Annotated in this window: 22 protein-coding genes and 1 tRNA gene; 20 read left to right on the top strand and 3 right to left on the bottom strand. The window is 59.2% G+C overall.

Annotation, left to right across the window (positions count from 1 at the left end; genetic code table 11):
* Window positions 1-17: 17 nt before the first annotated feature.
* Complete coding sequence (rlmD, locus tag VB144_06825; GenBank protein ID MEA4883355.1) at window positions 18-1,391, bottom strand: 23S rRNA (uracil(1939)-C(5))-methyltransferase RlmD; 1,374 nt, start codon at window positions 1,389-1,391, stop codon at window positions 18-20.
* Between the two features lie 248 nt (window positions 1,392-1,639).
* Here rlmD and VB144_06820 point away from each other — a divergent pair, with 248 nt between their 5' ends.
* The 8 genes from VB144_06820 (at window position 1,640) to VB144_06785 (ending at window position 11,218) form a co-directional block, all read left to right on the top strand.
* Window positions 1,640-2,050 (top strand): Rrf2 family transcriptional regulator, encoded by a 411-nt coding sequence (locus VB144_06820; GenBank protein MEA4883354.1) that lies wholly within the window; start codon window positions 1,640-1,642, stop codon window positions 2,048-2,050.
* 107 nt (window positions 2,051-2,157) lie between these two features.
* Window positions 2,158-3,819, top strand: coding sequence for a hydroxylamine reductase (gene hcp / locus VB144_06815; GenBank protein MEA4883353.1), 1,662 nt, complete (start codon window positions 2,158-2,160; stop codon window positions 3,817-3,819).
* 15 nt (window positions 3,820-3,834) lie between these two features.
* Window positions 3,835-4,158, top strand: coding sequence for a cupin domain-containing protein (locus VB144_06810; GenBank protein ID MEA4883352.1), 324 nt, complete (start codon window positions 3,835-3,837; stop codon window positions 4,156-4,158).
* A gap of 76 nt (window positions 4,159-4,234) precedes the next feature.
* Window positions 4,235-4,507, top strand: a complete 273-nt coding sequence (locus VB144_06805; GenBank protein ID MEA4883351.1) for an ATP-binding cassette domain-containing protein — start codon at window positions 4,235-4,237, stop codon at window positions 4,505-4,507.
* Window positions 4,508-4,561: 54 nt separating this feature from the next.
* On the top strand, window positions 4,562-5,587 hold the full coding sequence (galE, locus tag VB144_06800) for a UDP-glucose 4-epimerase GalE (GenBank protein ID MEA4883350.1): 1,026 nt from the start codon (window positions 4,562-4,564) through the stop codon (window positions 5,585-5,587).
* Between the two features lie 16 nt (window positions 5,588-5,603).
* Entirely contained in the window at window positions 5,604-6,860 is a 1,257-nt protein-coding gene (locus tag VB144_06795) for an MFS transporter (GenBank protein ID MEA4883349.1), read from the top strand.
* Window positions 6,861-6,980: 120 nt separating this feature from the next.
* Window positions 6,981-8,171, top strand: coding sequence for an exonuclease SbcCD subunit D (locus tag VB144_06790; GenBank protein ID MEA4883348.1), 1,191 nt, complete (start codon window positions 6,981-6,983; stop codon window positions 8,169-8,171).
* A complete protein-coding gene (locus VB144_06785) occupies window positions 8,168-11,218 on the top strand; it encodes an SMC family ATPase (GenBank protein MEA4883347.1) in 3,051 nt (1,016 codons plus the stop codon). Before VB144_06790 ends, VB144_06785 begins: the two co-directional genes overlap by 4 nt.
* An 86-nt stretch (window positions 11,219-11,304) precedes the next feature.
* Here VB144_06785 and VB144_06780 read toward each other — a convergent pair whose 3' ends face one another.
* Entirely contained in the window at window positions 11,305-12,681 is a 1,377-nt protein-coding gene (locus tag VB144_06780) for a protein O-GlcNAcase (protein ID MEA4883346.1), read from the bottom strand.
* 266 nt (window positions 12,682-12,947) lie between these two features.
* Here VB144_06780 and lysA point away from each other — a divergent pair, with 266 nt between their 5' ends.
* The 4 genes from lysA to VB144_06760 all read left to right on the top strand — a co-directional run bounded on the left by lysA (window position 12,948) and on the right by VB144_06760 (window position 17,145).
* Entirely contained in the window at window positions 12,948-14,318 is a 1,371-nt protein-coding gene (lysA, locus tag VB144_06775; GenBank protein MEA4883345.1) for a diaminopimelate decarboxylase, read from the top strand.
* A gap of 166 nt (window positions 14,319-14,484) precedes the next feature.
* Window positions 14,485-15,354 (top strand): GNAT family N-acetyltransferase, encoded by an 870-nt coding sequence (locus VB144_06770; GenBank protein MEA4883344.1) that lies wholly within the window; start codon window positions 14,485-14,487, stop codon window positions 15,352-15,354.
* A 23-nt stretch (window positions 15,355-15,377) separates the two neighbouring features.
* On the top strand, window positions 15,378-16,715 hold the full coding sequence (locus VB144_06765) for a 5'-deoxyadenosine deaminase (protein MEA4883343.1): 1,338 nt from the start codon (window positions 15,378-15,380) through the stop codon (window positions 16,713-16,715).
* 211 nt (window positions 16,716-16,926) lie between these two features.
* Window positions 16,927-17,145 (top strand): NifU family protein, encoded by a 219-nt coding sequence (locus VB144_06760; GenBank protein MEA4883342.1) that lies wholly within the window; start codon window positions 16,927-16,929, stop codon window positions 17,143-17,145.
* Between the two features lie 496 nt (window positions 17,146-17,641).
* Here the strand turns inward: VB144_06760 and VB144_06755 are convergent, their stop codons facing one another.
* Complete coding sequence (locus tag VB144_06755; protein ID MEA4883341.1) at window positions 17,642-18,769, bottom strand: peptidoglycan-binding protein; 1,128 nt, start codon at window positions 18,767-18,769, stop codon at window positions 17,642-17,644.
* A gap of 165 nt (window positions 18,770-18,934) precedes the next feature.
* On the opposite strand from VB144_06755, the gene tdh reads away from it, so the two are divergent.
* From tdh to VB144_06715, 8 genes are all read left to right on the top strand, one after another.
* A complete protein-coding gene (tdh, locus tag VB144_06750; GenBank protein MEA4883340.1) occupies window positions 18,935-19,975 on the top strand; it encodes an L-threonine 3-dehydrogenase in 1,041 nt (346 codons plus the stop codon).
* A gap of 128 nt (window positions 19,976-20,103) precedes the next feature.
* Window positions 20,104-21,294 (top strand): glycine C-acetyltransferase, encoded by a 1,191-nt coding sequence (locus tag VB144_06745; protein MEA4883339.1) that lies wholly within the window; start codon window positions 20,104-20,106, stop codon window positions 21,292-21,294.
* A gap of 58 nt (window positions 21,295-21,352) precedes the next feature.
* Window positions 21,353-22,285 carry an alpha/beta hydrolase gene (locus tag VB144_06740; protein MEA4883338.1) on the top strand — a complete coding sequence of 311 codons (933 nt, stop codon included), beginning with the start codon at window positions 21,353-21,355 and terminating at the stop codon, window positions 22,283-22,285.
* The gene (locus VB144_06735) at window positions 22,282-23,079 is read left to right on the top strand and encodes a HesA/MoeB/ThiF family protein (GenBank protein MEA4883337.1); all 798 of its coding nucleotides are present in this window, start codon (window positions 22,282-22,284) and stop codon (window positions 23,077-23,079) included. Before VB144_06740 ends, VB144_06735 begins: the two co-directional genes overlap by 4 nt.
* Before the next feature lie 26 nt (window positions 23,080-23,105).
* Window positions 23,106-24,038, top strand: coding sequence for an ABC transporter ATP-binding protein (locus VB144_06730; protein ID MEA4883336.1), 933 nt, complete (start codon window positions 23,106-23,108; stop codon window positions 24,036-24,038).
* Window positions 24,039-24,054: 16 nt separating this feature from the next.
* Window positions 24,055-24,801 carry an ABC transporter permease gene (locus VB144_06725; protein MEA4883335.1) on the top strand — a complete coding sequence of 249 codons (747 nt, stop codon included), beginning with the start codon at window positions 24,055-24,057 and terminating at the stop codon, window positions 24,799-24,801.
* 159 nt (window positions 24,802-24,960) lie between these two features.
* Window positions 24,961-25,037, top strand: a tRNA-Met gene (locus VB144_06720).
* A 227-nt stretch (window positions 25,038-25,264) separates the two neighbouring features.
* On the top strand, window positions 25,265-25,903 hold the full coding sequence (locus VB144_06715) for a glycerol-3-phosphate acyltransferase (GenBank protein MEA4883334.1): 639 nt from the start codon (window positions 25,265-25,267) through the stop codon (window positions 25,901-25,903).
* The last annotated feature ends 5 nt before the right edge of the window (window positions 25,904-25,908 follow it).

Here is a 25,908-nt window from a genome sequence, read left to right as displayed (position 1 = left end):
GACAGGCGCGCCTACGCCTACCTTCTCACTGCCAGCGCCACCGCTTCGATATGGCTAGTGTGCGGGAACATGTCCACGGGCTGAACCTCTACGGCGGCGTAGCCGAGTTCGCTCAGGATTCTCAGATCTCTAGACAGGGTGCTCGGGTTGCAGCTAACATAGACCAGCCGCTGCACGCTGAGTCCGGCCAGCGCGTGCAGGGCTTCAGGCTCGCATCCAGCCCTGGGCGGATCCACGACTGCCACGTCGAAGTTCACTCCGGCAGAGGATAGCTCCGGGAGGACTTTCTCCACTCGGCCTGCAATGAAGCGGACGTTGGCGATGCCGTTCCGGACCGCGTTGTTGCGGGCATCCCTGACTGCAGGCTCCACTACCTCTACTCCGTAGGCCTCAATGGCGCGCCGAGCAAGGAGGAGCGTGAGGGCGCCCACCCCGCAGTATGCATCGAGCACGCGCTCAGAGCCGGTAAGCCCCGCGTACTCGATGGCCTTTCCGTAGAGCGCCATGGTTTGAAGGGGATTGACCTGGTAGAATGCGGTGGCCGACACCCTGATCTCCAGGCCATCAAGGCGCTCCATTATCCCATCGTTTCCCCACAGGACCACGCTTCGCTCTCCGAGAACTCGGTTCCCTGGGGCCGTGTTCACGTTTTGAACTACACTCTTCACCTCGGGAAACTCGGCTGCGAGTCGCGCTGCGAACTCGCGGCCCCTTGGGAAGTGCGGGCTGTTGGTCACGAGTACGACCATCATCTCATCGGTCCCGTGCGCATGCTTGACCAGCACGTATCGGAGAAGCCCCTTGCGCGAGATCTCGTCGTATACCGACAGCTCGAACTTGCTGGCCAGCCGCCGCACGCCCAAGATCACTTGGCTATTGGCTGGATGTTGGATGGCGCAGTCATCAGTGGGGACCACTCGGTGCGTTCTCTTGGCGTAACAGCCGGCTATGATCTCACCGTCGGCAACGCCGAAGGGATATTGAACCTTGTTGCGATAGTGCCACGGGTCCGCCATCCCCATAACGGGATGAACCACCACATCCGTAAGCCCTCCTATGTGGGTGAGAGTGTCGATGACACGCTTACGCTTCATCTCGAGCTGCCCCTGGTAGCTCAGGTGCAGCAACTGGCATCCACCGCAATCCCGATAGAGACGGCACACCGGGTCCACGCGCTCAGGCGAAGGCCTCTGAATTGCGGCAATATGCCCCCGGGCATAGCTCCTCTTTACCGTATCTATGACGGCCGTAACCTTCTCGCCGATGATTGCCCCAGGGACGAACACCGCGAACCCGTTCGGGCGCCCCACCCCTTCTCCTTCATTGGCGTAGCTCTCGATTTCCAATTCGACCTCGTCACCAGCGCTTACAGGCGGACGCAGCTCAATCATCACGCAACCTCCCAGGGAAGATGGCTTGCCTTCCAGAGATGTTCGCACTCAGCATGGCGAATCCTGCCGTAGTGTTCCCAGAGATGACAATGCAGTTCTGTCGCCATGCGACGATCACCATGCGACGCTTGTCATGAGACGTCCGCCATGCGAGGTCTGCAGTGGGAGGATGGCAACCCAAAGATAACCCTTGACATGATACAATATTATGGTACTATAATACTTGAATACGCAAGGGAGGACGACACATGTCAACTGCTCTTCAGATGTCCGAGGCAACGTTTCTCGCTCTTCACAGCATGACCATTGTGGCTCAGGCTGGCACAGGTTTCGTGGCAGTCAAGGAAATCGCGGATCTAGCAGGGTTCTCCCATGCGCATCTGTCAAAAGTCCTGCAGCGCTTGGTAAAAGCAGGTCTCCTTACGTCATCCCGGGGCCCGAAGGGCGGCTTCAGTCTGGCGCGGCGTGCTGATGATGTCACTTTGCTGGAGGTATACGAGGCGATGGAGGGGCCGCTCACCCCCTATAGATGCCATGTGCAGATCAGTCATGGATCATGCCCATTTGCAGAGTGCCTATTGAGCGGGTTGCCGGAGCGATTCACGAAAGAGTTTCACGACTATCTGGCTGAGAAGACTCTGGCAGACGTGTCGAAGTAGGGGCCTTTGGCCGGTCTAGCGCCGCCAACGTGGCAGCGAACTATTCCCGCACCTGGCAACCCAGGGTATTCCGGGTACGAATTCCATGTCATCAGGGGGGATTGTGCATGTTCTGTTACCAGTGTGAACAGAGAACCGCCAATGGATGTACGGTTGGAGGCGTGTGCGGCAAGGATCAGAAGACCGCATCTCTGCAGGACCTTCTGGTCTACGCGACCAAAGGAATCTCGATGTACGCACGGCGCGCCCGGGAACTCGGCGCGAAGGACCATGAAATCGACCTGTTTGTAATTGAGGCGCTTTTCACAACGGTCACCAATGTGAACTTCGACCCAGATAGGCTTGCTGAGCTGATACGTAGGGCGGCTGGGCTAAGGGACAAGGCTCGACACGTGTACGAGAGTGCCTGCGCCTCGGCGGGGGCAACGCCCACTAACCCGGAGGAGCTTGGAGGCTCGGCGTCCTGGAACCCCGCCTCTGACCTCGACGGATTGGCAAAGCAGGGCGAAGAGGTCACAGCAGCCAACATCGGGCGTTCGGCCGTGATCGGCCCGGACGCCACTGGCGTGGCTGACCTGATCCTGTTTGGGCTGAAGGGCATGGCAGCATATGCAGATCACGCGTACATCCTTGGAGTCGAGGATGATGGCGTATACGCATTCTTCCATGAGGCTCTGGATTTCCTGACCCGCATCTCCATTAGTCTGGATGAGGCATTGGGCATGGCCCTTCGGGTGGGCGAGGTCAACATTCGTGTGATGGCGATGCTCGACGAGGCGAACACCAGGGCTTACGGCAACCCAGCCCCAACCCGTGTGCGCGTGACGCCGGTTCAGGGTAAAGCCATACTCGTATCAGGCCACGACCTTCGAGACCTCGAGGAGATACTGAAGCAGACTGAGGGCAGGGGAATCAACGTATATACCCACGGAGAGATGCTGCCGGCCCACGGTTACCCAGGGCTCAAGAAATACGAGCACCTCGTGGGAAACTACGGCGGCGCCTGGCAGGATCAGCGCAGTGAGTTTGAAGTGTTTCCCGGCGCGATTATCATGACAACCAACTGTATCCAGAGACCCAAAGACTCCTATAAGCATCGGATCTTCACATCGGGCCTGGTAGCCTGGCCAGGTGTGGTCCACATTTCGGGCCGGGATTTCGCTCCCGCGATCGCCGCCGCCCTGGCTGAGCCCGGGTTCGCCGAAGATGCTCCGGAGAAGTGGATTACCGTTGGATTCGGACATGATGCGGTCATGAATGTGGCAGGCAAAATGATAGACGCAGTGAAGCAGGGCAAGATAAGGCACTTCTTCCTGGTCGGTGGGTGCGATGGCGCCAAGAGCGGCCGTAACTACTACACGGAGTTTGCGCAGAAGGCGCCGCAGGACTGCGTCATCCTGACACTGGCGTGCGGCAAGTATCGATTCAACAAGTTGGAGTTTGGGGAGATCGTGGGAACAGGTATACCAAGATTTCTTGACATGGGGCAGTGCAATGATGCCTACTCCGCAGTCGTCATAGCGCTTGAGCTGGCGAAGGCATTCGGAACCGATGTGAACGGCCTGCCACTCTCTCTGGTGCTGTCCTGGTATGAGCAGAAGGCGGTGTGCATACTCCTATCCCTGCTACACCTGGGTATAAGGAACATCCGGCTTGGACCCACTCTCCCTGCGTTCCTTACGCCGTCGGTTGTGGATGTGCTGCACGAGAAGTTCAACATAATGCCGATAACCACGGCCGACCAGGATCTCGCGGCGATGATTGGATAGTGAGGAGTGATCTCTGTGGAGGTAGTCCGCCCAAGCGAGGCTAGGGCCTCGGTGAACCCACGCGGTGAGGAAGTGCGTTTTCTGATCGACAGGCCATCGGTATCCGTGGTCATGCTGCCCCTGCGCCCTGGGCAGGAGGCGCCGAGGCACGTTACTCCTGTTGATGTCCTGTTCTATGTGGCCGATGGGGCAGGCGAGATAACCGTTGGAGATGAGTCGGCGCAGGTGTCGGCGGGTGACTTCGTGGTGAGCCCTGCTACGATACCTCATGGTCTGAAGGCTCCGGCCGACAGGGGATTCAGCGTGTTCGTGATCAAGGCTCCGAATCCGAAGAGGTAGGCGTCAACCCCGGGGTTGCTTATAGGCTACGGCCAAGGAATGGTATAGACCGAGGTAGATGAACAGATGAACAGATATGGCCGGCCGCCTCGACACAGGCGGTCGGCTGCTTGCTATCTTTCGCGCGTTCTTTCCGATTACCGCTTCTACTGACACGCTCATAGACATGGTCGGGCTCGGCGAGAAGGCTGATGCCCACGTGAGGGCGCTTTCCAGTGGGCAGAGGCAGCGCCTCGCAATCGCCCTGGCCCTTGTGAACCAGCCTGAACTGATATTCCTCGACGAGCCCACCACGGGTCTCGACCCACAGTCTAGGCGCTCACTCTGGGATCTCGTGCTCGAAAGGTAATCGCCGAGCTATTGTCGAAATCACCCCTAGTTCGGGCATAGGGGGGACGATTGGATGAGGGTATTGGCGGTCGGCGGCGCGGGTTTCGTCGGAAGCCACGTAGTGCGTCGCTTAACAGACGCTGGGAACATGGTTACTGTGCTTGATAACCTCTCAACCGGGTGCCCGGAGGCTGTGGAGATCGCAGGCAGGGGCCGGGTTGATCTCATAGTTGGAGAAGCCGGCGATACAGGCTTGGTCAAGGAAACGATCAGATCGCGCAGCATAGAGGTTGTCATGCATTTCGCTGCGGCTAGCCTTGTAGGGGAGTCGATGCGTGATCCATCAAAGTACTGGCGCAACAACGTAGGCTCCGCCGTCGGGCTGCTCGATGCCATGGTCGACACAGGTGTAGATAAGATCGTCTTCTCGTCAAGTGCCGCAGTGTATGGCGAACCTGTCAGGTCGCCCATCGCTGAGGATCATCCAAAGGCGCCGACTAGTACATACGGAATGACCAAACTCGCCATAGAGCACATGCTTGCAGGGTACGATCAGGCTTTCGGAGTGCGCTCAATCTCCCTAAGATACTTCAATGCTGCAGGTGCTGATGAATCGGGAGAGATGGGTGAGGCGCACGATCCTGAGACGCACTTGATCCCGATCCTATTGCGGACTGCTCTTGGGCTTCAGCCCAGTGTGAGAGTGTTCGGATCTGACTACCCAACGCCAGATGGCACCCCTGTCCGCGACTACATCCATGTGGAAGATCTTGCCGATGCGCATCTGCTGGCCATGAAGGCACTCGACCTGGGCGCCGCGACCACCGCATATAACTTGGGAAACGGCGAAGGCTTCTCTGTCCTGGCGGTTCTGCGCGAGGCGGAGAGGGTGGTCGGGCACGGCATACCTGCACTCCGTGAAGGCAGACGCGCAGGGGACCCGGCAGTGCTCGTAGCTTCATCTGATAGGGCACGGGCGGAGTTGGGCTGGGCTCCACAGCACTCGGACGTGAGAGACATCATTGCAAGCGCCTGGAACTGGCACAGTGCGCATCCGCAGGGGTTTGCTTCTCGGCACGGCTGGGGTAGTCTGCAGTAGAACGGGGGAACACATCGTGGTATTCCTGGAGGCACGGCGTCGTCGGCACGACGCACGGGTCAACTACGCGATATTCTTTGCGGATTCATTCGGCTACCCTCTTGCATTCTCCATCATATCCGTCACTACGATCATGCCTCTCCTGCTCACGAAGCTAGGCGCGTCGAACCTCGTGGTGGGGCTCCTTCCAGCACTCTCGGCGCTAGGCGCTTACATTCCGGGCTTGCTCTCAGCTACTCGGCTGGAACGTGTGCCGATCAAGAAACGGGTGCTGGTCACTCTTGGCATGATCGAGCGGCTATTCATACTGGCCATGGCTTTGGGAGTCATGCTATGGGCGACGCGGAAACCGAGCGCGGCGATAGGGTGGTTCCTTGTCTTCTGGACGCTGGCGAATGTGATGACTGGGCTCGTCCTGCCGGCATACCTATCCATGCTGGCAAAATGCATTCCCCCTGAGGAGCGAGGGGGCCTCATCGGCTGGAGTGGCGCATTGGCGGGAGTTCTTGGAGTGTTTGCCGCGGAATTGGCAGGGGTGATCCTCACCCGCGTGGCGTTCCCGAACAACTTCGCCATTCTATTCGTCGTCGCATTCATCATTCTCTCTGCAACCATTCTGCCGTTTTCCTTCACTCGCGAACCTGCAGATCCCACACCTGAGGAATGCCGGTCTGTGTGGCAGTATGCTCGGGACGCTCTGGTGAACGTGAGGTCGAATAGCAGCTACAGGTGGGCAATAGTGGCTCTGGCGGTAATGTCGTTCGCGCTGACTGCGGCATCGTTCTACTCTACATACGCTGTGAGGCATTTCGAAGCAGGCCCACGAGAGGTCGCGCGCTACGCCGGGCTGATTGTCGGAGCGAGTGTGTTCGCCCTACCTCTGCTCGGCAAGATCGGCGATAGGCATGGGCATAGATTGTCTCTGGCGATTACGGCTGCGAGTTTCGCCTGTGCTGCAGCGCTCGCTCTCGTATCTACGTCTGCGAACGGCATATATCCAGTGCTCATACTGGCCAGCATAGGCACGAGCGGGATCGCTGTGAGCCAGAACCTGATTCTGGCGGAGTTTGCTCCGTCCCATGCAGATGTGCCCATGTATACCAGCGTGTCTCTGTTGCTTCTTGCGCCAATCCGCGCTGCTGCACCGGTTGTCGCAGGCTGGATGTCCGATGTGTGGGGATTCCCAGTCATGTTCTGGGTGGCCCTGATTGCAGGAATCGCTTCGCTTGCCATCATGTGGTTTGCAGTCGCCGAACCTCGTCATACGTTCTAGACCCCACGTCCAAAGCCGCAGTCTTCTAGTTGCATGCTTCCAGTGATGATATCGTGCTGATGACATCCTGCCCCTGCGCTCGGAAGCGCCGAGACCATTGATTTACGGGGTGACGCTTTGATGAGAGTGATCCACACCTCCGACTGGCATCTCGGACGTATATTCCACCGCGTTCATCTCACTGATGACCAGTCCTACGTCTTGGATCAGTTTGTGGATCTGGTTCGCGATGAACGGCCTGACGCCGTGATCATTGCAGGCGACATATACGATAGATCTGTTCCTCCAGTGGAGGCCGTGCAACTACTGGACGAGACTCTGAGCAGACTGACGCTAGGCCTGAAGGTTCCCACACTCATGATCGCTGGGAATCACGACTCTCCGCACAGGCTCAACTTCGGAACACGCCTCCTAGCCAGGCAGGGCCTTCATGTTGTGGGCCTCCCTTCGGCGGAGGCCTCCTTCGCATCCTGCACTGTTGAACTCCGGGATTCGGATGGGCCAGTCAGATTCGTCCTAATGCCGTATGCGGAGCCCGCGGTGATTAGGGACAGGCTGGGAGTTGCCGATGCAGTGGATCACGAGTCGGCCATGCGCGCTCTTGTGTGTGCGGCGATGGGGGGCTCTGAGGAAGGTGCTGAACCGTGTTCTACAGGGGGCGTTCGCACAGTGGCCATTGCTCACGCATTCATCGCTGGAGGGTCTGTGTCCGAATCCGAGAGGCCTCTATCTGTGGGAGGGACGGGCGCCGTCAGTCTGTCTCACTTCTCCAGGTTCAACTACACGGCCCTGGGTCACCTACATCGTCCTCAGACCCTAGGCGGGGGGAGGGCAAGGTATGCTGGGTCGCTCATGAAATACTCGTTCGATGAGGCTGATCAGCGCAAGTCAGTCACGATTGTGGACCTTTCGAGCGAAGGGCTGCCCATTGTTAGAGAGGTTGCACTCACTCCGCGCCGGGACGTAAGGCGAGTAAGAGGAATGTTCGACGACATTCTGCGCGGTCCGACAGGCGGAGAGAGCAGGGAGGATTACATATCGGTCACGCTTTTGGATACCGGGCAAGTTCACGAGCCCATGGCGAGGCTCCGCGAGGTCTACCCGAGCATACTCGAGATCGGCCGGGAGGAATTCGGAGTCCAGCAAGGGGTGAGCGGCATCGGGCTCAGGCACAAGGAAATGACCGAGCTTGAGCTGTTCGCGGCATTCTTCGAAGAGACCACCGGCACTCCTCTCACTGAGGAACAGGAGAGGGCCTTCATCACGGTGCTGGAGGCCGCGGAGGCGCGGAGGGAGGTGGCCTTAGCGTGAGGCCGCTTCGCCTGGAAATGCAGGCCTTTGGGCCATATGTGGACCGGCAGGCGCTTGACTTCTCGGCATTGATGGGCAGGAACTTCTTCCTGATCCACGGCCCTACGGGCTCAGGCAAGACTACTATACTCGATGCCATGTGTTTCGCCCTGTATGGGCAGAGCAGCGCGACAGGCCGCGAATACAAGCAGTTGCGGTCGGACTTCGCTCCTGTTTCCCTGCCTACGCATGTGTTGTTCGATTTCGCTGTAGGGCCTGAGATATACCGAGTGGAGCGGAGATTCGTGAGGGATAGAACGCCCTCCGCCACCATATGGAGGAGGACCAGCGCCGCTGGCCCGGAGGATGAAGGCGCCGTCGTGGAAACGAGCACAAGCCGGGTGACTGCCAAGGTTGTAGAGATCCTAGGCCTCGAGCCGGAGCAGTTCCGGCAGGTCGTGCTTCTCCCTCAGGGTGAGTTCCGCAAGGTGCTGAGCGCGAAGACTACTGAGCGCCAGCAGATACTGGAGATCCTGTTCCAAACGGGCCGCTACCGCGAGATAGAGCAGGCGCTGAAGGACGCTGCGAAATCCATCTCCACCGATTTGGGCGGATTGACGGCAAGGCGAAAGCAGCTTCTCGAGGATGCTGGCGCTGAGAACGAGGATGCGCTTGCCGCAACGCACGAGAAGACCCTGGCGGCGCAGCGCGGTGCGAAAGATGACTGTCGGCGCGCTGCTGAGGAGGTGCAGAAGGCCTCAGCCGCTCTGGCTTCCGGCCAGCGGAATTGGGACAAGCTCGATGAGGAGCGCAAAGCCAGGGAAGTCATTAAGGCGCTGGAAGGTGCTGCGCGCGATGTCGACCGGATGAGAGACGAGCACAAGTGGGCTAAGCTTGCTGCATCCTGTGCTGAGAAGGAGGCCTTGTTTGGAGTATCGCAGGGCGATGCAAGAGCTGCAGCCGAAAGATGTGAGAAGGCCAAGAGCAAGCTGACAGAGGCAGAGGAGGAGAGCAGGAAATCCCAGGAGGCCTACGAGGCTGAGGCGCTGCCACAACGTGAAGAGGAGAGAAAGCGTGCTTCCCAGGCCGTGGTCCGCCTCGAGTCGCTCATCCCGGTGGTGCAGGCGATAGACAAGGCCCGAACCTGCGTCGTAGAGGCCGGCGCTGCCATGCAGAAGTGCGGCTTACGTAGGGATAAGACAGCCCGAAGTCGAGCTGCGGTTCAGGAAGAGCTCACCGGAGCAAGGCAGGGAAAGGATGAGGCGCAGGCCAAGGCGACTTACCTTCCAAAGTGGGAGGAGGACGTGCGAGCACTCCGGGAGGCACTAGGCCGGGCAGCGAAGATCGCGAAGCTCAATGCGGACCTAGGAGACAAGCGCACGGCGCACGGGAAAGCCGCGCGCGCGGTTGGGCATGCGGAGAACGAGCTTCTGGCTGCCAGGGCGGAGCTGGATGGCGTTCGCACGCGGTGGGCGCAGGGAAGGGCGGCGGCGCTCGCTGCTATGCTTACTGATGGGCAGCCGTGCCCGGTATGCGGGTCTATCCACCACCCGGCGCCGGCGGAAGGTGCGGAGCAGGCCGTGGCGGACGACACTCTTCGCGGGGCAGAATCGCGTGTGAAAGCCATGGAGACCGCAGTGGAGGCGGCGCAAGCAGAGTTGAGCCGGACGGACCGCGACTGCGCAGCAGTTGCCGGCAGGCTCGAGGAGCTACAGGCCGCGGACCAGGCTGCAACATGCGCGCGTGGTGTGCTTAACGATGACCTTTCAAAGGCTCTCGCGGATGCGCAGGCGCGGGTTCGGGAGGCCGAAAACGCCGCTTCCGCCGTTGCCAAGCTCGCGAAGGAGATAGTGCAGGCGGAGACTGCATTGAGAGCGGCCGAGGATGAGGTGGCTGCGGCGGAGAGTGAGTTCTCGGAGGCGCAGGCGATAGGCGCCGCGGCAAAGGCATCTCTTGAGGAGCGTGAGGCTGGGGTAGATCCAGATCTCAGGGCGCCTGATGCTCTGGAGCGTGCTCTTGCAGACGCGAAGAGAGTATCGAACGCGCTTGCCGATGCACTTGAGAAGGCTCGAAAGGCTGCAGAGCGAGGGATGCAGAACCTGGCATCGGCGCGGTCGGAGGCGGCCTTCGCTGCTGATGCGGCCTGCAGCGCCAATGAGGCCTTCGAGAAGTCGAAGGCTGCTCTTGAGATCCAGATCGCTGAATGTGGGTTTGCAGGCGCGGAGGAGTACGCGCACGCGAAGCGAAGCCGCAAGCACATCGAGGAACTCGAGAGCAGGATCGGCGAGTACGACAAAGCTCTGCATTCGGCCTCGGAGCGGCTAGCACGGGCGGTGGAGGCTGCATCGGGCCTCGAAGAACCGGACCTTGAGACTCTCGCACTCGATGCCGCGAGGATGCAAGATGAGTCGAACAAGGCGATCAGAGCCGAGTCAGAGCTTGCGCAGAAGGCGGACAGGGAGCAGCTTTGGCAGAAGGGGCTCTCGGATGTTGGACGCTCGATCGCACAGGCTGAGTCGGAGTATAGAGTGATGGGGCGGATATCTGAGGCAGCGAACGGTGGAAACAGCCTGGGCATCACCTTTGAGAGGTTCGTGCTCGCCTCCATGATGGAACAGGTGACTGATGCAGCGAACCAGCGTCTGGGGCTGATGAGCCGCGGGCGTTACTCTTTGCGCCGGGCAAGCGAGCGGTCGGACGGGCGGAGCGCTGGAGGGCTTGATCTTGAGGTGAATGACGCCTATACCGATGCCGCTAGGAGCGTGTCGACACTATCTGGCGGGGAGGGGTTTGAGGCCTCTCTGGCACTGGCTCTTGGCCTTGCAGACGTGGTTCAATCCCACTCGGGAGGTATTCACCTCGATACGATTTTCGTAGACGAAGGATTCGGGACTCTCGACCCCGAGGCTCTCGACCTTGCTCTCAACACCTTGATAGACCTTCAGCGTGAACGAGGCCGGCTGGTGGGAGTGATCTCTCATGTCCCGGAGCTTCAGGAGAGAATAGACGCGAGGCTCGAAGTTCAGCCCACAGACAGAGGCAGCACTGTAAGGTTCGTCGTCGGCTAGGCGGGCGGCGGCTGCGATGGACCTGATAGCTTCCGCGTGCGATGGGTTCAATGAGTGCGATGGCGCGATGAGCGGCTGCGCATGAACTAGCGCAGCCGCTTGACTGCCTCCAAGCCGATTTCGAGGATGGTGTTGCCGCAGGCCATTGTCTTGAAGCTCATCGTCTTGGCCATCATCTTCGCGAGCTTCTGCCTGTTCGAGGCGACCGACACTGCACGCAAACTGAAGGCTGATATCCCCGAGGCGGGGTTTAGGGACGCGAGGTACGAGGCGGCGACCTCGAGTGTCCTGGCAACTTGCAGCCCCACATCTGCCCATTGGGCGAACTCCCACAGCCATGGCTCGGCCTCATCCACGAACTTACGGTTGGAGCTGGTCCGGATCATCTCAGCTGCTGACTTCATCCTGAGCATGTACGACGACAGTATGCCTGCTCCCTCCGATAGACTCCCTCTGTGAAGGCGATCAGTCGCCTCGCCGATCGCGGCGGCCAATGCTGGGGGTTCGCCGGGGCTGAGTGGGCTTACTGCCATTGCGTCGCCGAACACGCGGAAAGCCTCGACTGCATGCTCGCCTAGGAGCTTCCCTGCGGCGGCCTCCCATGCCACGGTCGGGTTGTACGATGTTGGATCGGCGAGATAGGCTGCCGCTGCAGCCAGCGGAATCTTGGATGCCTCGGCCTGGTTCATGGGATTCAGGAATATGCCGCGTGATGCCTCTGGAAGGCGCGGATCGCGGCCTGTGTATGGGCCTATGTGAAGCTCCGCGGCCATGGCGGCGTCGTTCACTGGGTAGTTATCCCAGAAGGTCACGGGACGTTTGAAAGCTTCTGCCACTGCCTTGGTGTGCTCTAAGGTCAACTCGCGGGAGCATACGGCAGGACCGGTCCACATCAGATCGATCCCTGCTGCCAGCCCTTCGCCTAGCTTTCGCACGTACTCGGTGTTGGGGTCGCCATGGTACTGCGTTGGGCATACAATCAACGAGGCCTCGTCTGGCAGCGCCTTGAGCCGGGCGTACACCGAGTTGGCGAAGGAGACCTGTGCAGTTGCGAAGTCACCAAAGGCCCTCCTGTCAGCCTCTTGCATGTGTTCGGGTATGTCGTCATAGAGGAGTGCAAAACTCCTAACACCTGCGCCATAGAGAGCACTGAGCTTAGCCATGAAGGCATCGAGCTCGCGCCTGTCGGAGTAGTGAAGAGAGAGCCCGGGACTGACCGCGAAGATGAAGTTGATCCCGAGGCCTGATGCGTGGTCCGCGAGAGCTCTCAGATCTTCAAGGCGGGCCGCGGGATATGGAGCACGCCACTGCTGCCGGTGATACGGGTCATCCTTGGGCGCGTACATGTAGGCGTTCATCCCGCTCTCCGCTATGAAGGAGATCATGTCTACACGTTCATCATGCGTCCACGGCTTTCCATAAAAGCCTTCAACAATACCTCTCCAGGCAAACTCGATTGCCAATTGCCAACCCCCCCAGATCAGTGTGAACCATTGACGCTGAACCATTCAGTAAACCTGTGGATTTCTCCTTCCACCAGTATGCCCTGTCGTGCAAGATGTGGTCGCGGGCGCCTGGTGTTCATTATTCAGAACCATTCCTCGTGAGGATTGGTGTGCGAATATCCATTCAAGGCACTTGCATTCAGAGGGCATGGTGTGATAGGCTATATGAAATTTAGCTAGGCCCATGCTACAGGCGGCATTGGACCGGCAGGGAAGTGCAGCATTTGAACTTGCGTGGACACATGTCGATCAATAACAAGGGGCGCCTGGCGATTGGCGGATGCGACGCTGTGGCCTTGGCTGCCCGGTTCGGCACGCCTCTGTATGTCGCCGATGAGCTGGCCATACGGGAAGCATGTCGAGCGTATCGAAGGGAATTCGAATCAAGGTATCCCGATGTCAAAATCCTCTATGCAAGCAAAGCTTTCATGACCAAGGCGATTGCCCTTCTGGTTAGCCAGGAAGGTCTATGCATCGATGTCTGCTCCGGCGGAGAGCTGTACACAGCGCTTGCCGCTGGATGTAGGCCAGATTGCATATATTTCCACGGAAACAACAAGACTCCCGCTGAGATCAAATTCGCTCTTGACGCCGGAGTGGCCCGGTTCATGGCGGACAGTATTGACGAACTACTCCTTCTAGATCGACTCGCGCGCGAGCGGGGCGGAACGGCCGAGGTCATCCTGCGACTTACGCCGGGCATTGAAGCCCATACCCACGACTACATCAAGACTGGGCAGGTCGATTCGAAGTTCGGAGTAGTCATACCTAACGGAGACGCGCTTCGGGCCGTGGGGATGGCGAAGCAACTGGCGAACGTGCGTCTCACTGGCTTGCATTGCCACGTGGGATCGCAGGTGTTCGAGATCGAGCCGTTTGTGGACGCGGTGAACGTGATGATGGAATTCGCGCGGGAGGCGCGCGAGGCGACGGGGTTCATCATGGAGGAACTGGATATCGGAGGCGGGCTCGGAATCAGTTACAACTCCAAGGACGACCCCACCACCGTGGCGGAGCTCGCGGAGGCCGTGACGCCGGCAGTGCTTGACGCAGCCCGAAAGCATGAACTGCCAGTGCCCAGGCTGCTTCTGGAGCCTGGTCGCTCGATAGTGGGGGAAGCTGGCACTACTCTCTATACCGTGGGGTCCGTCAAGCATATCGAGGGGGTGCGAACCTACGTGTCGGTAGATGGCGGCATGGCGGATAATCCCCGAGTCGCGCTGTATCAGGCTGAGTATGAGGCCGCCGTCGCCAACGTGGCTTCTGCACATGATGAAGAGGTAGTGTCAATTGCAGGAAACTGCTGTGAATCCGGCGACATGTTGATATGGGATATCTCCCTGCCTCCAGTTCAAGTCGGGGACATAATCGCGGTCTTCTCTACCGGAGCTTACACCTACTCGATGGCCAGCAACTACAACCGATATCCTCGTCCGGCAGCAGTGCTGGTTCGAGATGGACATGCAGACCTCATCATCGAGCGCGAAACGTATGAGGATCTGGTTCGAAAGGACATGATTCCGGCAAGGTTAGCGAGGGCTGGGTGTCAATTGGATTCTGCAGGGGTGGTCGGCGCCAACCGACCGTTGGTTTGAACGGCGACCGGGCGAGGATCTGATTGAAGATATGTGGAATACACAGGCGATTATGAAGTAGGCGGTTTCTGCGCGGCATGGCTCGATTCTCCCATGCAGGAGAAGAGCATGCCGCGCGGAATTGTACAAGCTGGGTCAAATCCCGTGATTATTGGAGGTGCAGCGATTGGAACTGGATATAGCAGGGCGTGTTGCTGAGGCAGAGGACGAGTATTGCTTCCTCGGATGCGATGTGTCGAAGAATGAAGAGTACACAATCGTCGCCTCCGACATTTGCCCGGACATGTGGGACTCCAACCACGTGAGAAACGTGCGCCTATCCTCTGCCACTGATCCCGAGGAGTACGTGGCGCGGGTAGAGGCCCTGTTCCGCGATATGGGCCGCGAGCACTGCAGGATAGATACGGACTTTCGCACCCGCCCGCAGGAGATCACTAGCGTGCTGCGGAAGCGGGACTACACTCCGCTGCCCGGAGTGATCCAGGTATACCGGGGGCAGGGCAAGGCAGAAGGGCACGTCTCGTCAAATCACCCCCCGGAGGCTGGTCGAATTCGTATCGTGGAAGTCTCATCCGATTCCGGTCTGGAGGATTGGTCCCAGATGGTCCATCTCCAGTTTGCCGACACCAGCCCAGGTTCGGGGTTTGCAGAGCGCGCAGTCGACCTCTCAGTCCATAGGATCAGGTGGGCCTGGAGGGAGGGGCGCGACTACCGAGCTCTCCTCGCTTACCTAGGCGACGAAAGCGAGCCAGCTGGATGCTGCGAGCTGTTCCGCCATGCTGGGGCGGCCAAGATAGAGGGGCTATTCGTGCGGGAGGATAAGAGGCTTCACGGGATTGGCTCCGCATTGATCGGGCATGGGATTAAAGCGGCGGAGGAGGCTTCCGATAGCCTCATCTACCTGCGGGCGGCTGCCTTCGATGCGCCGAGGTACATGTACCTCGGAATGGGATTTGAGGATCTCATGGAAGTCACCGAATGGCTAAAAGCCTGGGGCTCGTCTGCCGCGGTGGCTGACAGCATTGTTTGGGACTAGCGCGAAGAGGAGGGCTGGTTCGAGTGTCGGCAATCTTGATCAAGGATGCCACCATCGTGACTATGGACCCTGAGCGCCGCGTGATAGAACACGGAGATATTCTGGTCGAGGCAGACAGGATTCGGGAAGTGGGTGTGGGCATTGCGGCTGATGTGGATCGGGTGATCCATGCCTCCGGACGGATTGTGATGCCCGGCCTAATCCAGACCCACGTTCATCTTTGCCAGGCCCTATTCAGAGGAATGTCGGACGACATGGAACTAATGGACTGGCTGAGGCGCCGAACGTGGCCTCTTGAGGCGTCTCATGATGATGATTCGATATACTTCTCCGCCATGCTGGGCATAGCGGAGCTGCTGCGCGGTGGAACAACCTCTGTGGTTGATATGGAGACTGTCCACCACACCGACAGCGCGTTCCATGCCATAGAACAATGCGGAATCAGGGCCATATCGGGCAAAGTCATGATGGACTGGGGAGAGGACGTGCCCAAGGGCCTAATGGAGACCAGGGAGCAGTCGATCTCTGAAAGCGTTGCCCTGGCTGAGAGATGGGATGGAGCATCCGACGGCAGGATCCATTATGCATTCACTCCTAGATTCGCGGTGTCATGCACCGACCGGCTACTGCGCGAAGTGAGCGAAATCGCGCGAGAGTTCGGATCCTACATTCACACGCATTCCTCTGAGAGCCTTGGCGAGATCGAGATCGTCAAGAGGGAGCGCGGCGCCAGGAATGTGATCTACCTCGACCAGGTCGGCCTGCTTGGCCCCAGGACCATCCTTGCTCACTGCGTGCACCTCGACCAATCGGAGCTGGAGACCCTCGCTCGAACCAGTACTCACGTAGTGCACTGCCCGTCCGTGAACATGAAACTGGCGTCGGGCATCGCCCCAATCCCGGAGATGCTGGCCATGGGCATAAACGTGAGCCTTGGCGCCGATGGCGCAGGAGGGAACAACAACCTGGATCAGTTTGTCGAGATGCGCCACGCCGCTCTGATACACAAGCCCCGCCTCGGCCCAACCGCGATGCCGGCCATGGCCGTTCTGGAGATGGCCACTGTCCGGGGAGCAGCAGCCATGGGAATGTCGGATTCGCTTGGAAGCATCGAGCGAGGGAAGAAGGCCGATCTGATCATCGTCGATCTGCGGAAGCCGCACGCAAGCCCTGGGGCTTGCGCCAACCCGGTGTCGCGGATTGTGTATTCCGCTCATTCGTCGGACGTGGTGATGACTATGGTGGATGGGCGAATCCTCTATGAAGAGGGTCGCCTTACCACCATCGACGAGGCGCAGACCCTCGCTAGCTGCGATGACGCGATCGTTCGCGTTGCGAGAAGAGCCGGCGTAGTGGCATAGGGGCTCCTCGTCCTGCCAGAAGGAGGCTGATGACCTGTTGCCGTCTGCCGTTGGCAGTTCGTCTCCGGGGCGACGCATTGCGTCGGCAGGGTCGAGCCCGAAAGTGCTGGCATTCGCGCTGAGGCGCGTGACGCGGTGACGTGCGTGCGTGTTGACCCTCACTCTGCGGAATGCTAGTATTGTGGCACAGACCGGAAGGGGGCTTTACAGGATGCAAGAGAAGGTAGCTGCGGTCATAGAGAGAATCAGGCCCTCGCTGCAGGCCGACGGCGGAGATGTGGAACTCGTCGGAGTTGAGGGTGGAATCGTTAAGGTGCGGCTTCGAGGCCATTGCGCCGGATGTCCGATGTCGGCGATGACTTTGAAGAATGGAATTGAACGCATTCTGAAGCAGGAGATACCCGAGGTCAAATCGGTTCAATCGGTGTAACGATTCCATTTCCTTCAGTGCAACCTGTGCCATGCGATGTCGGTGTAGGCCTAGTTCACATCGAAATGTGAGTCGTATGGGGCGGCAGTACGGATTTCGTACTGGGAACGCTGAGTACCTGTACGGATTTCGTACAACGCCAAAGGCGAAACCGGCGAATGGCCTTCGGAGCGCGGACGATTCTACCAATAAGAGTACCAAATACCAACAGCGGGATGGATAAATTGCAGAATTTGGGATTAAACGAGCACTTTCGGGTCCCGCTGGCGGCGGACTAGACCAAGCGCTGTACGGAATCCGTACAGGTTGCGCGGCGAACCAGTACGGATTCCGTACAGTACTCACAGTACGCATGAAACTGCCGCCTCGAACCGCAGAGAGTGAGCGTTGGGGCGCCTCGAGGCCCGGAATCCCTCGAATGCGAGCGTAATTGGGCTCAACCTGGGTCAGAAGCGTTCATCTTCGGCGAGAACCTGGGCGGCCTTGACTGGGGGCATTAGTCCACCACAGCTAATCCAAGCGCTTCGTAGGTTCGCATGTTCACAACTCCGGTAGCAGGCAGGCCCCGATCACGCTGCAATTGCATCACGGCTTGCTCAGTTCCGGGCCCATACACGCCATCAACACCAGCGTGGGAGTATCCCATTCTGCGCAGTCTGATCTGCACCTCATATACGTAACTGCCTTTTGCCCCAGGTTCTATCCTCGGCCTTGAATCTCCTAGGATACCGAAAGGGCCTGCGGTGATTATCACCTGGGTCCCGGTCTTGACCATAGAGTATAGCTGCTCTACATGGCGGTTTAGCATCCGTATGCAGCCGCCGGACTTGCGCTGCCCCACAGTCCACGGCTTGTTTGTACCGTGGATGCCATACTTGCCCCACGGTACATTAAGTCCCATCCAGCGTGTGCCAAACCCGCCTGCCCAGGCTGCCTTCTCGATGACGCGGAACTGCCCCAGTGGAGTGGGGGTGGAGGGCTTCCCAAGGCCCACCGGGTACTGTTTGACCGGGCGTCCGTTCTCGAGAAAGGTGAGGGTCAGATTCGATGTATCTATCAGTATTGCCTGCCAGGCCGAATCCGTTTGGCTCGCCGAGCCTACCACATCCTGGCACGGCTTGAGAGAGGCTGCGATTACAGGTTCACACACGCGCCCCAATGCCATCCAGGTCGACATGTCTACCACGCCGTCGGAGCCAATTCCAAGCCCAGTTTGGAAGCTGAGTACCGCGGCGGAAGTGGCTGGTCCGAACACGCCATCGGCGGGGGAGTCGAGGTAGCCTGCAACTGCCAGGCCCTCCTGGAGATCCCCGACATGCTCCCCAGTCATGGGAGGCTCAGCGAGCCACAGCTTGTATAGCACGTCACACGAGCACGACGCGGGCCTAGGGCCTTCCAAGGAGTCCTCACGGGCGCTGTTTCCGCCGCCAGGGGCGATCATGTGAGCGGCTTCTCCCGAGCTGGCTGGACCAGCCGCCGGAATGACCAGGCTGGGCTTACCCACTGCATCCTGCGGCTGTGGCCGCGGGATGTATCCTCTTGAGAACACCATTGCGCATGCGAGCCCTGCTATGATCAGTATTGCCAAGCGGACGGCTGATCCGCCTTCCGGCTTTTCGGCCATGAATATCACCTGCTGGCGAAGGAGTCGCTGTCACGGTAGTCTTTCCAGATGAGCTGTGTATAATGCCCAATCGAAGAAGGTATCAATACGTGTAACTAGAATACATATCACAGTACCTTAGAGGACCGGGTGCGCAATTCCGGCCCATTTGAAGGAGGCTTTTCCATGCGAGGAGAGATGCGGGCCATAGCCAAAATGTCGCCGGAGCCCGGCGCCAAGAAGGTGACGGCGCCGATTCCTCAGCCTGGCAAAGGTGAAGTCCTAGTGCGCGTGCGCGCCACTGCGATCTGTGGTACTGATGTCCACATATACGAGTGGGACCAGTGGTCACAGAATCGCATCAAGACACCTAGGATATTCGGTCATGAGTTCTGTGGTGACGTCGTAGAACTCGGCGAGGGCGTCACCAAAGTGAAGGAAGGCCAGTTTGTATCGATTGAGACACATACCGCCTGCGGAAAGTGTTACTACTGCCTCACTGGGCAGGCTCACATATGCCAGGAGGCGAGGATAGTCGGCGTTGACCGCGATGGGTGTTTCGCTGAGTACGTGGCAGTGCCTGAGTTCAACTGCTGGATATGGGATATCGATATACCTGAGGAAGTTGCAGCGATCCAGGATCCGTTCGGAAATGCGGTGCACACCACGTTGGCTACGGACCTCGCGGCTAAGACAGTCCTGATCACAGGAATGGGGCCGATTGGTCTGTGTGCAATCAAGGTAGCGAAGGCCGCCGGGGCCACCGAGGTTTATGTTACCGATGTCTCAGACTACAGGCTCGACCTTGCACGGAAGCTCGGAGCGGATCTCGCCGTGAATCCGAAGCGCGAGGATCCGGTCGCGGCAGTTAGGGCGGCCACTTGCGGCCTTGGCGCTGATGTGCTTCTGGAGATGTCGGGCAACCCCACAGCAATTAGGCAGGGATTCGACGCACTGAGAAAAGCGGGGTTCGTGTCTCTCCTGGGCATCCCGTCTGATCCCATCCAGATAGACCTTGCAACTTCGATCATATTCAAGAGCGCAACCGTCCAGGGAATCAACGGCCGCAAGATGTTCGAAACATGGTTCCAGGCGAGGGCCTTATTGAAGGCGGGGCTGGACATCACGCCGGTCATTACGCACAGAATGTCGCTATGGGATGATCTCGATCAAGGCATGAAGCTGATGATGTCGGGCGAGTGCGGCAAGGTAATTCTATATCCGTAATGGGCCGCGTCGACCGGGGTCGCGAGCCCGATCGAGGGCGATGCGGCCCTTGCTTCGCGACCAAGCATGCTACATGGCTGCGGAGAACACAATTAGGGCAGAGGCTGACACAGAGGGGGGCAACGCGTATGTCAGATGCGCTGGCGTACTTAGGTGAGGAGCTGGCCACATTGCGTGAGCAGAAGCTCTTCAGGTATCCGAAGGTCCTGGCCGGCCGGCAGGAGGCCGTAGCCACATATGATGGACGGAAGGTCGTGAACCTGTCATCCAACAACTACCTTGGTCTTGCGGCTCACCCAAGGATGATTGCAGCTGCGAGGAAGGCCGTTCTGGAGTTCGGGGCCGGGTCTGGAGCTGTGCGCACCATCGCAGGCACCATGGAGATGCACGTGGAGCTTGAGCGCAAGATCGCCGCATTCAAGCATACCGAGGCGGCCCTGGTGTTTCAGTCAGGTTTCACGGCGAATTCTGGAACAGTGTCGGCGATACTCGGCAAGGAAGACATGATCGTAAGCGACGAACTCAACCATGCGAGCATTATCGATGGATGCCGACTGAGCCGGGCTGCGATCAAGGTGTTCCCCCACGGTGATATTGCTGCTCTGAGGCGAACACTTGATGAGACTGATGCAGTGCGGGATGCGGGTCGCCATGTTCTGGTGATCACCGACGGCGTGTTCAGCATGGACGGGGATATCGCACGGCTTCCCGAGATCGTGAAGGCCGCCAAGGAGCATGGGGCCATCACCATGGTTGACGACGCCCATGCCAGCGGGGTTCTGGGGCGCAATGGCCGTGGGACCGTGGACCACTTCAACCTGCACGGGCAGGTGGATATCCAGGTCGGAACGCTTTCGAAGGCCATAGGCGTTCTAGGCGGATATGTCGCAGGCAGCAGGGCCCTTATCGACTACTTAATTCACAGGGGTCGACCCATACTGTTCAGCACGTCGCATCCCCCGGCAGTAACCGCTGCGTGCCTTGAGGCCTTTGACATCCTCATCGATGAACCCGAACGGATAGAGAGGCTTTGGGCTAACGCCAGATTCCTAAAGAAAGGCCTAGAGCACCTGGGGTTCAATACTGGAATCAGTGAGACCCCAATTACCCCCGTGATTGTTGGCGACGGGGCTCTGGCCATGAGGCTCTCCGACAAGCTCTTCGAGGAAGGCGTGTTTGCTCAGGGGTTGGCCTTCCCCACAGTCCCGCATGGCAAGGCCAGGGTGCGCACGATAGTGAGCGCTTCCCACACCGAGGAAGACCTGAAATACTCGCTCAATGCATTCGAGAAAGTGGGGCGGGAGCTGGGCATCATCTGACGGCGCGGCCGTGGCCTGCGATCTATTGCCTGATGGTGTGTCGTGAGGGGGAGTTCGCATGACAGAGATCGCGTACTCGGAAGAGATACTGAGAGCGCAGGATGGTATTGGCCTATTCTGCCGGTCGTGGGCGCCCATGGCCGCCTCGGCGGCGGTGCTGGGAAATGGGCCCGCTTCGCCATCGATAGCGTCTGCGTCAGAGCCCCTGTCAGTGACAGCGTCGCCGCCGAGGGCAGTGATAGTGATTGCCCACGGGCTTGCGGACCACTCGGGGCGGTTCACACACGTGGCGGAGCACTTCGCCGGGCTAGGCTATGCAGTGTACGCCTACGATCACCGTGGGCAGGGGAAGTCCGGTGGGGCGCGGGGCCATGTTGAGAGATTCGAGCAGTTCTACGATGATCTCGGGTGCGTAGTGCGCACGGCAAAGGAGCGCTTTCCAGGGAGAAAGCTCTTCCTCATAGGTCACTCCATGGGAGGGCTGATCGTGCTGGGCTATGCTAGCGCGCACCCTGCTGCCATAGACGGAGTGATTGCAAGCTCACCATGCCTTGAATTGCGGATGAAGGTTGCGGAGTTTACGAGGCGACTCGTAATGGCGATCTCCCGCATTGCTCCGAAGATCGCCCTGGACACGGGAATACCTGCAGAGAACCTGTCTCACGACAAGAAAATAGTTGCCGACTACAAGGCCGATGAAATTCGCTACCCCAAGATAACAACCAGGTTCTACGTGGAATTCGACAGGGCCATGAGGGATGTGCGCGCAGGCGCAGGGTCGTTCTCGACGCCATGCCTGTTCATGCCCGGCGGCGCCGATCCGATCTGTTCCACGGAGTCCACTGCCGCTTTCTACGAGGCAGATCCCTGTTCCGACAAGAAGCTTGTTGTGTGGGATGGGCTATTCCACGAGATTTTCAACGAACCTGAGAAGGATCAGGTGCTCGCAACTGCGGATGCGTGGATTTGCGAACGGGAGGGGCGGCAGTGAGAGTTCCGATTTTACATGCGCCGCTGACTGAATCTCAGAAGGAGAGATACAAGCGCCATATCTGCCTCGCGCATGTGGGCGAGGCGGGAGTTGAGAAGATCCGGGCCGCGCGCGTCCTCATCGTGGGCGCGGGCGGGCTCGGATCTCCTATTGCGCTCTACCTTGCTGCGGCGGGAGTCGGCGTTATCGGGCTTGTGGATTCGGACACAGTGGAGCTATCCAATCTGCAGAGGCAGATCATCCACTCTATGCCCGATATTGGCCGCGCCAAGGTGGAATCCGCGGCGGAGAAGATGAGAAGGCTCAACCCGGATGTCCTTGTTGAGGAACACCGGGTCGCTTTGAACGCGGCCAACGCGGTGGAGCTAGTGAACGGGTATGATGTGGCAGTGGATGCCCTTGATAACCTGGAGACGAGGTTCATTCTCAGCGACGCATGCGGCGCGTGTGGGAAGCCATTTGTTCACGGTGCGGTGCTGGGCTGGATGGGGCAGGCTATGACCTTTCTGCCTGGGCAGGGCCCGTGCTATCGGTGCGTGTTCGGAGGAGGCGCGCACGAGCGTTTGGGAGCTGACGAGGATCTAGGCCCTCTGAACCCGGCCCGTGCAGGGGTGCTGTCATCGGCGCCCGGAGTAATCGGAGCTGTGGAAGCCACAGAGGTTCTTAAGTTGATTACTGGAGTTGGCGAACCCCTTATTGGGCGGCTTCTGCTGTGGGATGCGCAGTGCATGGCTTTCGATGAGGTGCGCGTGCTTCGGGACCCAGAGTGCCACGCTTGCGGCCATCATGACTGAATCTGAACCGGGGGTGAGCGTTACCTGTGACAGACGGTCAGCCTGTAATCGAAGTGGAGCACTTGCGTAAGGCCTATGGCGCCACTGTGGCTGTTGACGACATATCGTTTGCGGTTGGAGCTGGGGAGATCTTCGGCATGGTTGGCCCTAACGGTGCAGGCAAGACCACCACAGTGGAGTGCCTGGAAGGCCTCAGAACGCCCGACTCTGGAAAGGCGACGGTGCTTGGGCAGGATCCTCGGCACGAGGGCCGGGCCTTGCGTTCTCGGATCGGGATACAGCTTCAGCATTCCGCCCTACAGGATGACATCAGGGTGTGGGAGGCGCTTGATCTCTATTCGTCTTTCTACCCGCGCTCTGTGGACTGGAAGTCCCTCCTAGGCCAGCTTGGTCTCGCGGAGAAACGGAACTCGTTCTTCTCGCGGCTTTCCGGCGGTCAGAAGCAGCGCCTCTTCATAGCGCTTGCGCTTGTTAACGATCCAGAGCTAGTATTCCTGGATGAGCTTACCACCGGCCTCGATCCGCAATCGCGCCATGCCGCCTGGGACCTGGTGAGGGGAGTGCGTGATCGGGGAAAGACCGTCTTCATCACTACTCATTTCATGGAGGAGGCAGAGCGCCTATGCGATCGGGTGGCCATAGTGGATCACGGACGAATAGTGGCTATGGACTCGCCCGCCAATCTGATAGCCAACTCCGGGGTTGACACCATAGTGTCCTTCAGCCCGAGCGGCGGCGGGGCTTCGTTCGATCCAGACTTGGTGCGTGGGGTAGCGGGTGTGGTGTCTGTGGAGATTTCCGGTGAGCGCGTTACCATCGTTGGCCATGGCAGCGGCCTGGTGTCTGACGTCGTCATGGCGCTGTCTGCTGCAGGGGTTCGCTTCGGGGACTTATCAACCAAGCAGCCAACCCTTGAGGACTGCTTCCTTGCTCTCACCGGCGGGAAGATGCGCGATTGAGGAGGCGGGCGGGAATTTGAGGAAGCTAGCCAAGCTCACCTGGGTCGAGTTCAAGCTTCTGTTCCGGGAGCCAGTTGTGGTCTTCTTCACCCTGGCCTTCCCGGTGATGATGCTCTTTCTGTTCGGCGCGATCTACGGCAATCGCCCTAGCCCGCTCTTTGGGGGGCTGGGAACCATCGACATATCGGTTCCAGCCTACATGTGCATGATCATCGCTACGGCTGGCCTCATCAGTCTGCCTGTTACAGTCTCTTCCTACAGGGAGAATGGAGTGCTTCGCCGCCTTTCGGCGACTCCAGTGGGCACGACGGCGATACTCACTGCTCAGGTTGTGGTGAACCTTGGCATCACGCTGGTTGGCGCGGCGCTTCTCGTGACCTCCGCGCGTCTGGCGTACCACGTTCGTTTCTCGGGGAGTGCAGCCAGTATCGTTCTTGCCCTGGTATTTGCGTCTTTGAGCTTTCTGTCGCTGGGTTTCATGCTTACTGGATTCACCTCTACCTCCAGGGCAGCGCTGGCCGTAAGCATGGCAGTGATGTATCCGATGCTGTTTCTCTCAGGGGCGAGCATTCCTAGAGAGATGCTGCCGTCAGGCGTGAAGCGGTTTGGGGAGTTCCTCCCCCTGACGCACGTTGTCACGTTGATGAGAGGGCTTTGGGTGGGAGACTCGTGGGGCGCTCATCTCAAGGAAGTGTGGGTGCTGGCAGCGGTGCTTGTGGTATCAGTGGCTGTGTCGGCAAGGACGTTCAGGTACGAGTCATAGGCCTCGCAGCCTGTGGTTCGGGCTCGTGGACTCGTGCGTGGACTCGCACAGGCGGCTCGGTGGCTCTGCCACGGCGGCCAGCGGCCGGCGCTGGCGGCTCGAACGCGTTGACAACCGCCTGGCCGGGTGATACAATCATGCTCGCAGGATTTGTAGTATGGCGGCGTAGCTCAGTTGGTCAGAGCATGCGGTTCATACCCGCAGTGTCACTGGTTCAAATCCAGTCGCCGCTACCATAAAAATCAGGCGCCGTCCTTTGTGGGCGGCGCTTTCCATTGTACGCCCGCCAGGGGGCGCCGAGAGCAATGCAGGAACTGACATGGTTTTGACGAATGTTACATTCTCAGCCAAGCCAAGTGCGGACACGCCGCGCCTCTCGGATAGCTGCGCTTCTCCCCAGAGGGTCAATGGGCGGCCAGATGACGGCGGCCACATGCGCCCAGGAAAGTAGAGGTATGCTGAATTGAGGGCTGCCTTGATCATCGTTGCGAATTTCGTTCTTGGTTCGGTCCCGTTTGCTGTATTGGTGGGCCGTGCACTGCGAGGAGTGGACATAACGCGGTATGGTGATCACAACCCTGGCACATACAATGCACTCCGAGCCGGCGGCCTTGCGCTTGCTGCGCCTGCAATGATCCTTGAGTTCCTCAAGGGGCACGTCTCTGGGCTCCTTGCCCAGGCGATGATGAAGGCGAACCCGGGCACGCCCTGGTGGGTATGGGTGCTGGCGGTAGCTGCGCCCATAGCTGGACATGCCTTCTCTCCGTTTCTGAGGTTTCGGGGAGGCAAGGCGCTTGCGGTTACCCTCGGCGTGTGGACGGCCATCGCCGGATGGCCTGCGATGCTATCCTATACAGGGGTCATCTGTGCGCAGGAGCTCACTTGGCCGAATGCTCCTGACGCCTTCAAGGTAGGATTGGGCATGGTCGCTCTGGCCGTGAGCATGTACGTGTGCAAACTCCCTGCCAGATACGGCATCACATGGACCGTTAACCTCGCCATCATCATGATCAAACAGGTGCAGTATGAAACCGTATTCCAGAGCACTGCGCAGAGATACGGCGCCGGGATTAACGACAATGCGCCGGGCGCCAAGGCGTGAGGGAA

The sequence above is a fragment of the Clostridia bacterium genome (genome assembly GCA_034926675.1).
Taxonomy (GTDB): domain Bacteria; phylum Bacillota; class DTU025; order DTU025; family DTU025; genus JAYFQW01.
Note: the sequence above shows the minus strand (reverse complement) of the source record. Positions and strands in the feature narration are given on the sequence as shown.

Bases quoted from the DNA above. Each gene is read 5' to 3' on its own strand.
- rlmD (MEA4883355.1), bottom strand. From the start codon at position 1,391: ATGATTGAGCTGCGTCCGCCTGTAAGCGCTGGTGACGAGGTCGAATTG.
- VB144_06820 (MEA4883354.1), top strand. From the start codon at position 1,640: ATGTCAACTGCTCTTCAGATGTCCGAGGCAACGTTTCTCGCTCTTCAC.
- hcp (MEA4883353.1), top strand. From the start codon at position 2,158: ATGTTCTGTTACCAGTGTGAACAGAGAACCGCCAATGGATGTACGGTT.
- VB144_06805 (MEA4883351.1), top strand. From the start codon at position 4,235: ATGGCCGGCCGCCTCGACACAGGCGGTCGGCTGCTTGCTATCTTTCGC.
- galE (MEA4883350.1), top strand. From the start codon at position 4,562: ATGAGGGTATTGGCGGTCGGCGGCGCGGGTTTCGTCGGAAGCCACGTA.
- VB144_06790 (MEA4883348.1), top strand. From the start codon at position 6,981: ATGAGAGTGATCCACACCTCCGACTGGCATCTCGGACGTATATTCCAC.
- VB144_06760 (MEA4883342.1), top strand. From the start codon at position 16,927: ATGCAAGAGAAGGTAGCTGCGGTCATAGAGAGAATCAGGCCCTCGCTG.
- VB144_06755 (MEA4883341.1), bottom strand. From the start codon at position 18,769: ATGGCCGAAAAGCCGGAAGGCGGATCAGCCGTCCGCTTGGCAATACTG.
- tdh (MEA4883340.1), top strand. From the start codon at position 18,935: ATGCGAGGAGAGATGCGGGCCATAGCCAAAATGTCGCCGGAGCCCGGC.
- VB144_06745 (MEA4883339.1), top strand. From the start codon at position 20,104: ATGTCAGATGCGCTGGCGTACTTAGGTGAGGAGCTGGCCACATTGCGT.
- VB144_06740 (MEA4883338.1), top strand. From the start codon at position 21,353: ATGACAGAGATCGCGTACTCGGAAGAGATACTGAGAGCGCAGGATGGT.